Source organism: Rhodococcus sp. IEGM 1351 (assembly GCF_030056875.1).
In the GTDB taxonomy this organism is placed as follows: domain Bacteria; phylum Actinomycetota; class Actinomycetes; order Mycobacteriales; family Mycobacteriaceae; genus Rhodococcus_F; species Rhodococcus_F opacus.
The window spans coordinates 56865-70423 of sequence record NZ_JASHKU010000027.1 but is presented as its reverse complement, the minus strand read 5'-3'; the positions used below and the strand labels follow the sequence as shown (position 1 = coordinate 70423).

Annotated in this window: 9 protein-coding genes; 6 read left to right on the top strand and 3 right to left on the bottom strand. The window is 63.8% G+C overall.

From position 1 onward, the window contains the following. Nucleotides 1–32 precede the first annotated feature (32 nt). Genes QM806_RS33810 through QM806_RS33800 form a run of 3 tightly spaced genes read left to right on the top strand, consistent with a single transcriptional unit; the run spans nucleotide 33 to nucleotide 3228 of the window. Nucleotides 33–584 (top strand): hypothetical protein, encoded by a 552-nt coding sequence (locus QM806_RS33810; protein WP_283294239.1) that lies wholly within the window; start codon nucleotides 33–35, stop codon nucleotides 582–584. Between the two features lie 11 nt (nucleotides 585–595). Continuing rightward, nucleotides 596–2635 (top strand): type IV secretory system conjugative DNA transfer family protein, encoded by a 2040-nt coding sequence (locus QM806_RS33805; protein ID WP_283294237.1) that lies wholly within the window; start codon nucleotides 596–598, stop codon nucleotides 2633–2635. After that, nucleotides 2635–3228: a DUF4913 domain-containing protein gene (locus tag QM806_RS33800; RefSeq protein WP_283294235.1), complete on the top strand. Its 594-nt coding sequence runs from the start codon at nucleotides 2635–2637 to the stop codon at nucleotides 3226–3228. Before QM806_RS33805 ends, QM806_RS33800 begins: the two co-directional genes overlap by 1 nt. A gap of 235 nt (nucleotides 3229–3463) precedes the next feature. Here QM806_RS33800 and QM806_RS33795 read toward each other — a convergent pair whose 3' ends face one another. The 3 genes from QM806_RS33795 to mobF form a co-directional block, all read right to left on the bottom strand. After that, a complete protein-coding gene (locus tag QM806_RS33795) occupies nucleotides 3464–4888 on the bottom strand; it encodes a pentapeptide repeat-containing protein (RefSeq protein WP_283294232.1) in 1425 nt (474 codons plus the stop codon). Nucleotides 4889–5320: 432 nt separating this feature from the next. Next, on the bottom strand, nucleotides 5321–6586 hold the full coding sequence (locus QM806_RS33790; protein WP_283294230.1) for a hypothetical protein: 1266 nt from the start codon (nucleotides 6584–6586) through the stop codon (nucleotides 5321–5323). Nucleotides 6587–6642: 56 nt separating this feature from the next. Further along, on the bottom strand, nucleotides 6643–10977 hold the full coding sequence (mobF, locus tag QM806_RS33785) for a MobF family relaxase (RefSeq protein ID WP_283294228.1): 4335 nt from the start codon (nucleotides 10975–10977) through the stop codon (nucleotides 6643–6645). Between the two features lie 234 nt (nucleotides 10978–11211). Between mobF and QM806_RS33780 the strand changes: the two genes are divergently transcribed. The 3 genes from QM806_RS33780 (at nucleotide 11212) to QM806_RS33770 (ending at nucleotide 13489) form a co-directional block, all read left to right on the top strand. Beyond that, nucleotides 11212–11844, top strand: a complete 633-nt coding sequence (locus QM806_RS33780; protein ID WP_283294226.1) for a hypothetical protein — start codon at nucleotides 11212–11214, stop codon at nucleotides 11842–11844. 350 nt (nucleotides 11845–12194) lie between these two features. Continuing rightward, on the top strand, nucleotides 12195–12605 hold the full coding sequence (locus tag QM806_RS33775; protein ID WP_283294224.1) for an HNH endonuclease: 411 nt from the start codon (nucleotides 12195–12197) through the stop codon (nucleotides 12603–12605). A gap of 125 nt (nucleotides 12606–12730) precedes the next feature. After that, nucleotides 12731–13489, top strand: coding sequence for a hypothetical protein (locus QM806_RS33770; RefSeq protein WP_283294222.1), 759 nt, complete (start codon nucleotides 12731–12733; stop codon nucleotides 13487–13489). Nucleotides 13490–13559: the final 70 nt, after the last annotated feature.

Sequence of the window (13559 nt, the reverse complement as noted above, 5' to 3'; positions counted from 1 at the left end):
TCCTCACCTGCAGCCTCGGAAGGAAAGGGCGTATGACCAAACGTTTCTCGAGGAAGATGCTGATCGCGGGAGCGGTGTCCGCGACGTTGATGTTGGCCGGTTGCGGCTCATCCGGCGATGAGGACGAGCCCTCGGGCAGTGACGATCACGCGCACATCGATCCCCTGGATCCGGCGGCCCTCGACGCGGACGGCACGGCCGTGACGGCGATGCAGGCAATCCTCTCGTGGCAGCCCGCAGTCGACGAGAGCAAGTCCGATGCGTTGCGCCGTGCTCGCCCCTGGTTGGGTGGGGAACTGGCGACCACCGTCGACAACGACAGCGGTGCAGCGACTGGGCTTCGGCCTGATCGGGAGTGGCTGGCGTGGCAGCAGGCCGGTGACGCACTGACCGCCTCCTGCACCAAGGCCGACAGCACCCCAGCGGCTCCGGAGGGCATGCGGACCGTCGTCATCGACGTCAGCTGCCTGCAGACCGTGCTGCACACCGCCGGGTCGAGCACCCCTCTCGCCGAACAGACCTGGCGCACCACCGTCACCCGCACGGACGACGGTTGGCGTCTGACCGACTTTCGCTACCAGTAAGGACAACGACCATGACGGAAATGCGTCGCGACCGACCCCCCGTGAGTGGAGACAAGGAGATGGCGGTGCTCAAAGCCATCGCCGTAGCGGTTCCCGCGTCCTTCCTGCTCGTATTCGCCTACAACCTCGGTGGAGGTGGGGAGATCTTGTGGAACCCCCTCGGTCTGATTCTCGATCTGGGCTTGGGGAATCGGGCGTGGCCGGGTGGCGCGACCGCTGTACTGATCGGGGAAGTGGTCGTCATCGCGGCGCTCGCGGCCGGAGGGTTCTGGCTGCTCAAGAAGACGGGGCGGCTCGAAAAGATTCAGGAGAAGCGCGCGGAGAAGCGGATCGACAAGTACGCCGACTCCATGACTGATCCGCGGGACGTCGAGCAGACCGACGCGGCGGCCGCCGCCGACGAGACGAGGCGGCTTGCACCGACGATCAGCGAGACTCATCCCGGTCATGGCGGCATCGTCATGGGCAACACGGTCAAATCGAACCGCGAACTTCGGATGCCGTGGGAGTGGGTGTGCGTCGCGATCGCTGGCTCCCGAATGGGAAAGTCGGCGACCCTGGCGATTCCGGCCATCTGCTACGCCCCCGGATTCTGCCTGGGCACGTCCAACAAGCCCGACATCTACACCCACACCCTGTACCTGCGTAAACAAATGGGTAAGGTCTGGCTCTTCGACCTGGAAGGTGTGACCACCGGCAATCGGCGCGAGAAGGCAACCTTCTGGTTCAACCCGCTGCGCCGCGTCGACGATCTGCCGTCTGCGCGAGTGGTGTGCGACTACTTCATCTCCGCCGCCACCGACGACAACGCCCGGGTCGACGCCTACTTCGACGGTGCTGCCCGGGACCTGTTCGGCTCCTACCTCCTCGCCGCCTCGCTCGCCGGCGGCGATCTTCGGCACGTGGTGGACTGGCTCCGCGAAACACAGTCCCAGATCCCGGTGAAGGTGCTCGCCCAGAACGGGTACGCCGATCTCGCGAACACCATGCAGAGCAAGCAGAGCGTCAACGCCAAACAGCGCGACGGCTTCTACGACATGGCGCGCCGATTCCTCGCACCCCTGGACGAGCCCCGCTACGAAGAGGCGATCCTGCCGAACACTCGGATCACGATCGGGACGGACAGCGATGGGCGGATCCTCGTCACCCCCGGCCGTGAAGTCCACGACCTGCCCGAACTCGATATCGACCAGGTCATTCGCAGCACCGATACCGTCTACGCCATGAGCAAGAAGGGAGCCGGATCCGCATCCGCGCTCACCACAGCCTTGGTCGGCGCCATCGGGGACGCATTGCAGGAGTACGGCGCCCAACAGAGCGACGGGCGGGTCCCGATCCCGGCGGTCATGGTTCTCGACGAAGCCGCGAACATCTGCAAGCTGCAGCAACTCCCCGAGTGGTACTCGCACTTCGGATCCCGCGGATGCATCCTCATCACCATCCTGCAGTCACCGTCGCAGGCGAAGAAGGTGTGGGGTGAGACCAACTACGACGCCATGGTCGATGCCTCCAACATGATCTGGTACGGCGGCAACGTCAACGACAGAGGGTTCCTGGCCTCGCTGTCCGACGAGATCGGCGACCATTTCGTCGAGGTCGAGAACCGCAGCCGAAGCGGCGGCATCTTGGGCAGTGGGCAAACAACTATCAGCGCGTCGCACCAACGGGAGAAGATCCTCACCGTCGACGACCTCAAGGCTCTGCCGAAGACTCGGGCCATCGTCACGATGGGCGGCAGCAAGCCGCTGCTGGTCCGCAAGAACTTCTGGGGCAACACACCATTCGCCGACGACATCACGCGGTCCCTCGCCGAGTACAAGGCCAGCACCGACCGCGTTGAGCAGAAGGCGCTCCCGGTCGGATTCTCCGATCGGGAGGCGTCAGAGGAACCCACCGGCCCGATTCCACACGTCGCTGTCGCAGCCGACAAGGAACTGATCGAGCTACCCGTTCAGCAGAGCGGCGTCGCGCCGACCACGAGCATCGCCGCAGCACCTGATGCGGTCGACGACATCTTCGAGTCCGAGTTCTTCGCGGAAGGAAGGCAGTGATGGTCAAACTCTCAGCAACCGAGGACGAGTGGCAGAGCGACGACGAGACGGGGTACGAGAACCCGTACGACTACGACCCGAACGCCGTGGATGAGAACGACCCCACCGTGGACAGGGACGATCCCAGCCTCGACCCCGATGAAGACACGGAAGAGATCGCCGAGGACGAAGACGCCGAGTTCGAGGACGTCGAGGCCGGCGAAGAGGATGGCGAGCTCGCCGAGATCGAGCCGATGTACGGCAGCGTCGTCGAGTGGGTCGAAGGGTGGTTCACCAAGGTCATCCGCAGAAAAATGGGGACCGGAGGTGGTGAGGGTGGCCTCGCGTGGGACGAGCGCTGGTGGCTGTACCCCGAAGTCGCGGGGCGGCTCACGGCCGCGTGGTACGCATGGGAAGAAGCCCGAGCATCCGACAAACCCTCAGCAATGTCCAACTGGTGGATCCACCACCTCGAGCCACACCTGCGAGTGATTCTCGACGGAGACACCGGCCCAATGTCCCACGCCAAAGCCGACGGTTCCTTCCAAGGGTGGCCGGAACTTCCGCACCAATCGGTACCAGCGGATCTGTTCACCGTCATCACCGCCGACTAAGCATCGGCATACCGTTGACTTTCTGACGCAGCTCGCCAGCCTCTCGAATTCTCTAAGGAAGTCAAATTCACGACCATTACCACCGGATCGCCACCTGCTGGGCCAAATGGTCTGCCGTTCATGGCCGCCGGATCGGGGCCGGATGCTGCTCCCCGCTTCCTGGCGATCGAGTTCCCTGTATTGACCGGATCGGCTCGGCGCCGTGACACCAATCCAGTGTGATGCCGTATCGCACCTACCGCGCAGGCGTGGGTGGCCACTCGTGAGGCCGAACAGTGGCGGGTTTCAGGGTGACGTCTCGGTCCCAGTCGAAGTGCAAATTTTGCCATGCCGCTGGCCGCTCGAACGAGGTTTGCTCGCTTGTGAACTCCGCTCTGTCGAACGAGGTTTTCGTACCCGTGAACTCCGCTCCGTCGAACGAGGTTTTCGTACCCGTGAACTCCGCTCCGTCAAACCACGTGCGGTTCCCACTGAACCGCGCCTTCTCGAACGAGGTCTGCTCGCCCGCGAACCGCGTTCCATGGAACGAGGTCTCCTTCCCCGTGAACTCCGCGCTGACGAACCAGGCGTACTTCCCGCTGAACCGCGCGCCGAGAAACGAAGTCAGCTCACCGGTGAACCGCGTCCGATCGAAACAGGCCACCTTCCCGGCGAATCGCGCCCCATCGAACATGGTCCTCGCGCCGGTGAATTGCGCCCCGATGAAAGGGGTCCACGCGCCGGTGAACTGCACGGCGATAAATGAGGTCAGCTCGCTGGTGAACAGCGCCTCGTCGAACCGGGTCCACACGCCGTTGAACTGCGCCTTCGAAAACGAGGTCTCCGCGCTGGTGAATTGCGCCTTCTCGAAGAAGGTCAGCTCACCGGTGAATTGCGCGTTCTCAAACGATGTGTCCGCGCTGGTGAATTGCGCCTTCTCAAACGATGTCACCCCACCGGTGAATTGCGCGTTCGCGAACGATGTCACCCCACCGGTGAATTGCGCCCTTCGAAACGACACTGTGCCCCGAATGATTGCGTCCTTGAAGTCCGCGTCCTCTAGATATGCACCCGTGAAGTCGTAATCCGACTCGCTCCAACTGCTCAAGGCGTTGTCCCGGAGATGAGCGACGATGGTGCGGACGATGCTCTGTCGAACTTGGCCATCATCCTGTCGGTATTCAAGGTGTTCTTCTACCTCGCGATCAGCATTCCGGTGGTGGATGACCTGTTTCGTTTGGTGATGGTCTCGGTCACTGAGTGTGTAGGGCAAACGAAGGTAGCTGCACAGGACGTTGATGCAGGCCTGGACTTCACGGGTTTGGCCGCGTTGGAGCCAGTCATCGGCAAGGGCTTCCATGGCGTAGACGCCCGCAGTACGTACCGCGGCGGAGGGGTCGGCCAGCTGGCCAGCGATTGTAGTGAATCGGTCTCGCAGTCCGCGCACTTCGGCCAACTCATGCGACTGCTGAAAGTGCTTTTCTTTCTGCTTCCCGCTCCGGAGGGCAGTCCAATATGCAATTACAGCAGCCAATATGACACCGGCACTGGCGAGGACTGTGGCGGCCGGTTGAGTCAGCCACGGCTCGCTGGTGCCTGGGTCAATTTCAATCTTCCATGGCATGGGAGGAAGCGCGGGTCCGGTCGAGGGGTCCTGCGTCAGCAGGAGCGAAGTCAGCACGTCGCATTCTCGCGCATATGACGAAAGTTCACAGGCTGGAGTCCGATTGAATCTTACCGAGGGTTGTCTCTCAGACAAGCGCCGCCGTCCCCCACTAACCGGTATCCGGATCTGCGCGCCGATCTGATCGACGGTCACACGCTCGGGAAGAATGCGGCGAGATGACGGTGTTCAGTAGGTCGTGTGGTCGGGGGCCAATCACCGACCACACGCTTTACCGTGGATGACGGCCGCGGATCGCCCGCTCCCGGCTCGGCCATCTCGACGGGTACCTGAGACATGTCGTAGCGCGGTACTACACTGCCCGAGCGACGAGAAAGAGGTCGCTACCCACTGCCATGGTCGACGGGGAAGTTTCCCTGTCGCCCTGATCCGAGAAGTGTTCTCGGATCGGCGGGGTGGCGACCTCATTCTCTGTTCGGAGCCGCCGCTCTAGACCGAGTGCGCGGTGTCTCGGCGGTGTTCGCGGTCGAGTTCCGGTTCCTGCTCGAAGGCGAGTTCGCTCTCTTCGTCGGGCCGCTGTTCGACGTTGAGGAGTTCCTTGATGGATCGGGGGTGGCTGGACATGGCTGCCTTCATCGCGGGGGCAATGCTGGCGGCCAGGTTCGCGAGTTCTTCGTTGAGCTGGGTCAGGTTGATCGGCGAGAGATTGGCGGCGACGTCGTCGCCGCCGGCCACTGGTCCGGCTGCTTGGGCGAGTCCTCGTCCCACGGAATCGAGCACGCTCTTGGTCTTGTCGACCTTCGATTGACCCCCGCTGGTGGGTGCTTTCTCGGCAGATTCTTCCACTGCAGCTTCGGGCATGGGACCGAGCTGGGCTTCGGAAAGCTGGGCGAGCTGGTCGTAGGCGGGAAGCCCCCGCGCGGCGACATATCCCAGTGCGACGGCGGATGCTGCGTCGAAGACGCGGCGATCGTTGGTCGTCTCTCGCTCGATGCGCTCCTGATCGGCGGCGGCGAGTTCTTCCTTCGTTGTCTCGTTGGTGGCGTGGAAGAGGACCGCGTTTCGGCGTTCGTGCTCGCGCAGGGAGCGCAGCCGTGCGTCGTTGTCCTGGACGAGCTTGTTCAAGCGTCGGGCGTTGCCGGACTCCGCGCCTTCGAGGTGGCGTGCCGCGGCGGCGGCGGCCAGGATCTGGATTCGGGTCTGGTCGATCGGTGCCCCGCGGTAGACGCCCAACACCTCACGGATCGGTTTGGGGCGTGCGACCTTTTGACCGGTTCGACGGCGTTCCTCGACGTCGGTCAGGAACGCTGCGATGTCGTGCACTCGCTGATTGGACGGCGGTGCGGCGCGCTGCTTCGACCGTTTCGTCTGGTTGTCGCGTTGTCTCACTGCGATGGGATCGACACGTACTCCGTCGTCGACCGCTCGTGTAGGGGTGCGGGTGGGTGCGGGTTCTTTGGTGAGTGCCGGCGAGTGTGCGTAGTCGTCTGACCGGTCCGGATCGTCGGCGGCTACCTGTTCACCGTCTTCGCCTGTTGGCCAGGATGGATCGCGATCGAGTTGCTCTTGCGGTTCGAGTGAACCCGCGTCGGCCGCCACGGATTCGTTGGATTGGCCGGGGATCGGTTGGATGCCGGCCTCGCGGTCTTCGAGCTCCTCCTCGTACCCGGTCACCTCTTCGGAGTCGTAGTTCCGTTCGGCTTCCTCGTCCATGTATTGCCTGTACTCATCGCTGAATCGGTCGATGTCGGCCATGTCTCTCCTCCTCGTTTCCCCCCTCGCTGGTAGCGGCGAGGATGTTCAGTGCTCGGCTACAGCTCCGGGCCTCGATCGTGTTCCTCGTCGTAGGGCGGTTCCTCGTCGTAGGGCGGCGGTGGCTCCTGCTCGTAGATGGGCGGTGGATCTTGCTCGTAGATGGGCGGATCGTTCTGCTGCTCGTTGACCTGTGCCGTCCGGCGCTGGGGTGCGCGAGCGCTGTTGTCGGTCCGGTGACGTTGTTCTGCCTCGATGAGCGCGAGCCGCTTCCGGTCGGTGGCGAGCGACTTTTCGAGTCGCGCGATTCGCGTCTGGAGCTGCCCGAGCACCCGCTCGTCCGTCTGGTCGGCCCGCTGGCGGCGTCCGTGGTTGGCGCGGTTCGCGGCCGCCGATGCTTCGATCGCACCCCATCGTCGTTCGGACGGCGCATCCGCTTCGGCGGCCTGCCGTGCGGCGCGGGCCTGTTCGATCTGTGCGGTGGTGGCGGCGGGATCGCGCTGGATCCGATCATGGATCTCACGGGCGCGGCGCACCGCGAGGATCTTCTGCTCTTCGGCCTCGATCTCGGCGATGACCGAATTGACCGCGCCTGCGGTCGATTCGGTGGTCGCACGATCGAGTGCGTGCTTCGCCGATCCGAGCATCTGCCGTGAGTCGGAGATACGTCGGCGCGCGGCCGCGGCGGCGGTGTTCAGCTCGTCGGTGGCGTACGCCAAGTAGACACTGGCCGCCTGGCGTGGCGCGGTGATCTGCTCGACTTGCTTCTTCACTGCCTCGGTGCGGACCTCATTCAATGATGCGAACGGGTCGGCAACGTCGTCGCCTACGTTCCACAGAATCCGTGAGACCGCGACCTCACTGGCGGCGCTGTGGAACAGGGCTTGCTTCCGCGGGTCAGTACCTGGGTCGCCGAGTGCTGCGACCCATTCCACGCCGCAGTCGATCGCCTTCTCGATGTAGGTGTCGATGTAGGCGTGCATCTGCTCCTGGTGCTGGCGGGCGTAGGCGGCGAGAATCTTGTCCTCGCCGGCCGCGGCGTCGGAGAGGAACGGAACGCGGTATCGGGCAACCGTGTCGGTGCGGCGACGGGGCAGCTTTCCCGGTGCGGTTGCCTTCTCGAGCGCGGCGGCCATGACCTTGCCGGGGGTGTTCTCCTCGTCGTCGAGCTTCCCATTCTTGCCGACCGCCCGCATCACATTGGCGGCATCGGTGAGGAGCTGGCGGGTGTCCCAGCCGAATGTCTCTGACTGTGCGACGGTCTCGACGATCTTGTCCCAGCCGCCGAATGTGTGGACCCAGGTGAACTGTTTGTCGGTGAGGATTTCGTCCAGCAGGGTGGCGGTGTGTTCCTCGTACAGGGCACTGACTGCGGCGATGTAGCCGCCCTTGATCGCGTCGAATGACTCGGCGTGGGCGCGGGCCTCTTCGATCATCTGGTGCGCGGTGCGCTGCGATCCGTCACGGGCCAAGATCCCCTTGATCACGCCGAGAGCGCCGGGGTGCTCCTCGGGGAGGTGCTCGAAGTCCCAGTCGGGGAGTTCGTCTTCGGCCGCGTAGGCGATGTTCTTGCTCTTGCCTCGTGTCATCGCGACGTAGAAGCCCTGTCGGTCCATCCCCGCGGAGGTGAGGACGTGGCAGGACCCGACCGTCATTCCCTGCGACCGGTGGACCGTGGCGGCATAGCCGAGTTGGACGTTCTCGGCGATGTAGTCGGAGGCGACGACAACGCGGCCGCCGCTGGCGTGGTTCTCCAGGCGCAGGGAGCCGTCGGCGCCGATCTCGACGATGGTCCACAGATCACCGTTGTTGACGCGTCCGGTGCGTTTGCCCCTGTCGTCCTTCACGACGTACTTGCTGTTGTTCTTGCGGGTGACCACGACGTCACCGACCGCACCTTCGAGCCCATCGGCGAGCACGATCCCGGGCCCGGTGACGGTGCCGTTGTCCCGGTAGTAGGCGGTGGCTTTCAGGTTCAGTTCGCGCACCAGGTCGTTGGTCGGGGCGACCATGAGAGTGACCTCGTCGTCTTCGACGTCGGCGACGTACGCGTTGAAAACTTTGTCGGCGAGCTCGTGGGTCATGGCCGATTTGATGCGTTTGTTCTCCTTGTACCACTCGATCGCGCTCTCGTCGCCGTCGCGGAGCCTCAGGCTCGCGGAGGCTTCGCCCTCGGTGCGGAATCGGTGGATCTTCGACAGGAACGGGGCAAAGGTGCGTTCGGCCAGATCGCGAAGAACACCGCCGGACTCCACTGAGGCCAACTGCTGGTGATCGCCGAGGAGCCGCACCACGGCCCCGGCGTCCGCCGCGATTCGAGTGAGGTCGGCAAGGTTTCGCGCCGATGCCATGCCGGCCTCGTCCACCAGAAGAAGGTCGCCGGCATCGATCCCAGTCGGGACACCGTGCTTGTCGCGGGTCAGGATGTCCGCGATAGTGCGGCCCTCGACCTCGATCTCCGATCCGAGAACTTCCGCGGCGCGGGCGGACGGGCCGAGTGCGATGACCTTGCCGTTGGTCTGCTCCCATGCGCGGGCGACCACTTTGGCGGCGGTGGTCTTTCCGGCGCCGGCGGCGCCGACGGCTACAGCGACCGTCTTCTTGGCGGTGAGGAAGTGCTCGATCATCGCGATCTGATCGGTTCCGAGATGGAACCCGTTGATCTTCGATTCCTTCTCGACTGCCTTCTCGATCTTCCGGATCTGGCGCCGGATGACACGATCCGCGACGGTCAGTTCGCTCTCGGCGTCGGCTTTGCTGCGCATGAATGACTCAGCGGCGAGGACCGACTCGGAGGTGTAGCGCATGGTGGTGCGGTCGACGGTGTGCAGCCGAACCAGGCCGCCCTCGATCGTCTCGGACAGCTTGTCCGGGGCGACGTAGATCTCGGTGAACACGGGGATGCAATGGTTCTTCACGAGGGTGTCGACGGCCGCGCGGACATAGACGTCCAGGTCGAGGTCGTCGGCGAAGCTGAATGCTCGGGCTTGCCGCTGAACCTCGGCGGTGAGGCTGTAGACGGTCCAGGTTCCGACCTTGCGGGACAAGTCTTCTTCGACGTTGCGGATCAGTTCCGGGAGATCGGCGGGGCCGAACGGAGGCCGGTTGTCGTGACCGGTCTGCGCATCTTCCACCAGCTGCTGGGGTGAGGTGTCTACGATGATTGTGCGCGCCCGCTCGTCCCACTCGGCCCGAAGTTCTGCCATCGAGCGGGGCGGGTTCTTCGCGTTGCGGGTGTCCAGCGTTGCCTGCTGCGCTTGCGCGAACTGGACCTTCTTCGGCGGGTTCTTGCCGTGGCGGGCGGTGTATTCGCGGGCCAGTTCCGCCTGCCGATCCACGATGGCCTGACGGCGCGAGAACTCTTCGATCAGCGAGAGTGGGATGCCTTCGACTTCGTAGACCGGCTGCTTTCCGGCGGGGGTGTCGGCGCGTGGCGCGAAGCTCACGCCGAGGTTGCGCGCTACCAGATCCGCGACTCGGGTGTTGTACCGCTCGGACGCCGAGACGGCCGCACGGTAGAACATGCGTCCGTCGATGGTGGTCCACTTACCCTCCGCGTAGACCCGGTTCAGGACCGCGCAGTGAGTGTGCAGGTTCGGGTCGCCGACTCGGTTGTCCCAGTGGTCGAATCGGGCGATGAGCAGACCCTCGGCCTTGACCATCCGAGTTCCTCCGGCGCCGCGCCGGGTGTAGGTCAGATCTTCCTCGACGTACCCCAAGGTCTCGTCGACGGCCTGGCGGTGCGCCGCCTCGATGATCGCCTTAACGCGCGGATCGCCCAGCCCCCACAGCAGCGAGACCGACTTCATTGGGGTGAAGACGAGGTCATAGCCTGCGACGGGCTGCCGCATCTTCCGGTAGCTATCGGCGATGAACTTGGTTACCTCTGCGTCGCTAAGCAGAGCAGCCTTGTCGCCCTTCGCCTTGTTCAGATGGCGGATGGCGACATCCCGCTTAATCGCGTCCTTCGCCGCGGATTCGGGGAACTTTCCCGTTGCTCGCTTGTAGTCGTTGCAGCGGTCCACGACCTCATGGACGTATTCCTGGGAGGCGGTGAACCAGCTGAACGGCCGCCCGAGCGCCGTTGCGGCGGACCAGTCGTAGCGTTCCTTCTGCGAGGCCGTGACCGGCGGCATCGTGGCAAAAGCGTTCGGAGTTCGCGCCGCACCGAACGACGAGCGCATCGCGCTTTCGGTGACTACGTCGCCGACGGCGACTCCGGCACGCGCCGTTGCCTTCCCGTACCAACGCCCGGGCGGGGTGCCCTTGGCGTTGTAGTAATCGATGACGTCGCCCTTTTTCGACTCGGTCGCGTCGCCGGCAGCGACGTGATTCGTCAGGTACGTGTATCCATCCCCAGCTGAGAGCTTGTGGATGGTCATCATGGCGACCATTGTGCCAGGTGGCACCTTTAGTGCAAGAGGTGTGTAAAAGATTTTGTCCCTGCCGCAGGCAGGGACAGTTGTACGGCGCCGTGAGGCTCGATTTCTACTCGCCGGAGGCGGGGGTGTTAGGTAGTTGCTCGCTCGAACGTTGGCTGTGTCGATTCACTTCGGATCTGATTTCACAGATCGCTGTCTCCGCGTTGCGCCCGCCCCCGCGCGTGCCGAGCCGATACACTTCGCGCCATGGCCACCTCATCTGAAACGGCGGCGATCCGCTCCCGCCGACTGCACACCGTCAAGAACGTCGAAGAGAACGTCAAGGCAGCACGGCAACGCGCGCTCGAACATCAGAGGCGCATCGAGAGCTTGGCGAAGCCACTGAACTCGGTCTCAGAGAAGCTCGCCCGCCTCGACCGCGAGAGGGACTCGGTCGCCGCGGCGCGGGACCGACGGATCGAGTCGTTGCAGAGCGGCCTCGAGAAGAAGATCGAGAAGCTCAAAGCCGATACCGCCGCGAAGATCGAGCAGACCAAGAAGGACACGGAGACCAAGCTCGCGGAGCTTCACAACTCGCAGCGTGGGTCCGAGGATGCACTGCTACTCGAGTACGCCGAGGCGATCGTGCAGTTCTCCTTCGGCGGATCGAACGCCGACCTCGCCACCGTTCTCGGTGTCTCCCAGAAGGAGGCGAAGGAACTGATCGCGTCGTCGACGGCCGAACTGGAGAAGGCCGGCATCACCGCCTCTCGGTCCGCCGATGCAACGACCGTCGCGAACTCTTCGGCGTCGGCCGCGGAGCAGCCTGCGCCCGCAACGGAAACCAAGGACGAGGCTCAGCCCGCGCCGGTCGACGCGCCCGCCCTCGCCTCGGCGTGAGGGCCCGGACCGGGGCTGAAACTTTCGGAAGGCTAGACCATGACCCTCTACGACGTGGCCCCGTGGTTGCAGCCCGTGTGGCAGGGCGTGATCGACCTGTGGCTCTCGCTGTGGTGGCCGGGGTCGGTATGAACGATATGGACCGGCAAGGTCGATCGGACCGGACGGGACAGCGCGGGATCGAGTGATCGGTGATTGAAGAAGTCGAACAAGGGTTGTGGCCTGCAGAAAGATCTGACGGGACCGGCACCGGCTCCGTTGAGGTTCCGGCCGGCACTCGCAGACGACGTTCCGTCGATTCGACACTTGCTCCGAACGCGCGCGCGATCGCGTTGTTCTGGTCGAAGGTCGTGAAGTCCCCGACGTGCTGGTACTGGACTGGAGCAATCAGCGCGCCGGACGGGTACGGCCGCTTCAATTACCAACGCGACAACCGTCAGCGGACGGTTCTCGCGCACCGGTTCTCGGTGGAGCTGGTGCACGGTCCGATGGACGACGGCGTCGTGTGCGAGCACAAGTGCAACGAGCCGCTCTGCGTACGTGTGCACGCGAAACATCTGGTGCAGTCGACGTACTCAGAGAACGTCCGGTTCGCGATCGCCCTCGGGCGGCTATCCGGGCACACACTTCTCGACGGAAGCGGGCGATCACGTGTCGACCGCTCGATCGCCATTCGGGAAGCACTGCGGTACGGCTACAACGAAGAGGCCGTGCTGCGCGCCAAGACGGATCCCGGCCCGGATCAAGAGGTTCTGTTTTGACGTTTGACCTCGCACTCAAGGCAGCTCGCGCAGCTCACTTCCGATTGACGGCCGGGCCATACTCTGCGCATTTCTCTGCTGAGAGATTCTCGGCGGCATAGCTCTTCCTGTGATCGGATAGAGCAGTGGATAAGTCGAGCAGCGCGTGGTCGTGGTTCATCGAGAGCGCGCAAAGCCTGTGGTCTCAGATCGCGACGGCCGCTTGGCTCGCGAATGTCGGAATACCTCTCTTGGTTGCTCTCGCCGCGATCGTCATCGCATACCGCTCATTCCTCTCCCAGCTGCGCCAAGATCGAGAGCTCGTCGATCAGGAGCGCCGTCGCAACTTTGCACATCGATATGCTGCCGAGGCACGACAATGCGCGGCAGAACTCGACACGCTTTCGGCAACCTTCACGAGCAGTGACTCACCAACCTCGCTGCGAGAGTTTCGGACAGGCGCAAACGAGGTCTTTCAGCGACTGAGTACTGCTTTGGCGATCTTACGAGAAACGACCGGTGACAGCTCCACCGTCGAGATTGCCCGTTCCATCCCGGAGATCTTCAGAGTTCGCCTTGATGGAGCTCTCGGGTACGAGGATCTCTGCATCGCCAGTCCTGAACGGCACGCGGTGTCTGCCTTCGCCGCCCGCAGTCGTATCGCAAACCTTATTGCTGAAGAATCGGCGAAACACCTCCGTGTCCTCGCCCTCCAACTCGAGAAGTGGGACGGTAACCCTAACCACCCGCCGGAGCCCGACGGTATCCATGCCGAGCTCGCACCACCACCCGATCCGCAGGGAATGTCGATCACCGAATACGGTCCCGCGATCGCAACTTGGCGTAATCAGCACAGGGAAACGATGCGACAGCATCTCGACAACTTGCGGGCGATCACCGAATGAGCTGCCGCCCTATAGCCGATACCTCCCACGAAGACCAGACTCGTAACCAACATCGCCTCTGAGGTTGTCA

Coding starts and splice junctions, on each gene's coding strand:
- QM806_RS33810 (WP_283294239.1), top strand. CDS start 33: ATGACCAAACGTTTCTCGAGGAAGATGCTGATCGCGGGAGCGGTGTCC.
- QM806_RS33805 (WP_283294237.1), top strand. CDS start 596: ATGACGGAAATGCGTCGCGACCGACCCCCCGTGAGTGGAGACAAGGAG.
- QM806_RS33800 (WP_283294235.1), top strand. CDS start 2,635: ATGGTCAAACTCTCAGCAACCGAGGACGAGTGGCAGAGCGACGACGAG.
- QM806_RS33790 (WP_283294230.1), bottom strand. CDS start 6,586: ATGGCCGACATCGACCGATTCAGCGATGAGTACAGGCAATACATGGAC.
- mobF (WP_283294228.1), bottom strand. CDS start 10,977: ATGGTCGCCATGATGACCATCCACAAGCTCTCAGCTGGGGATGGATAC.
- QM806_RS33780 (WP_283294226.1), top strand. CDS start 11,212: ATGGCCACCTCATCTGAAACGGCGGCGATCCGCTCCCGCCGACTGCAC.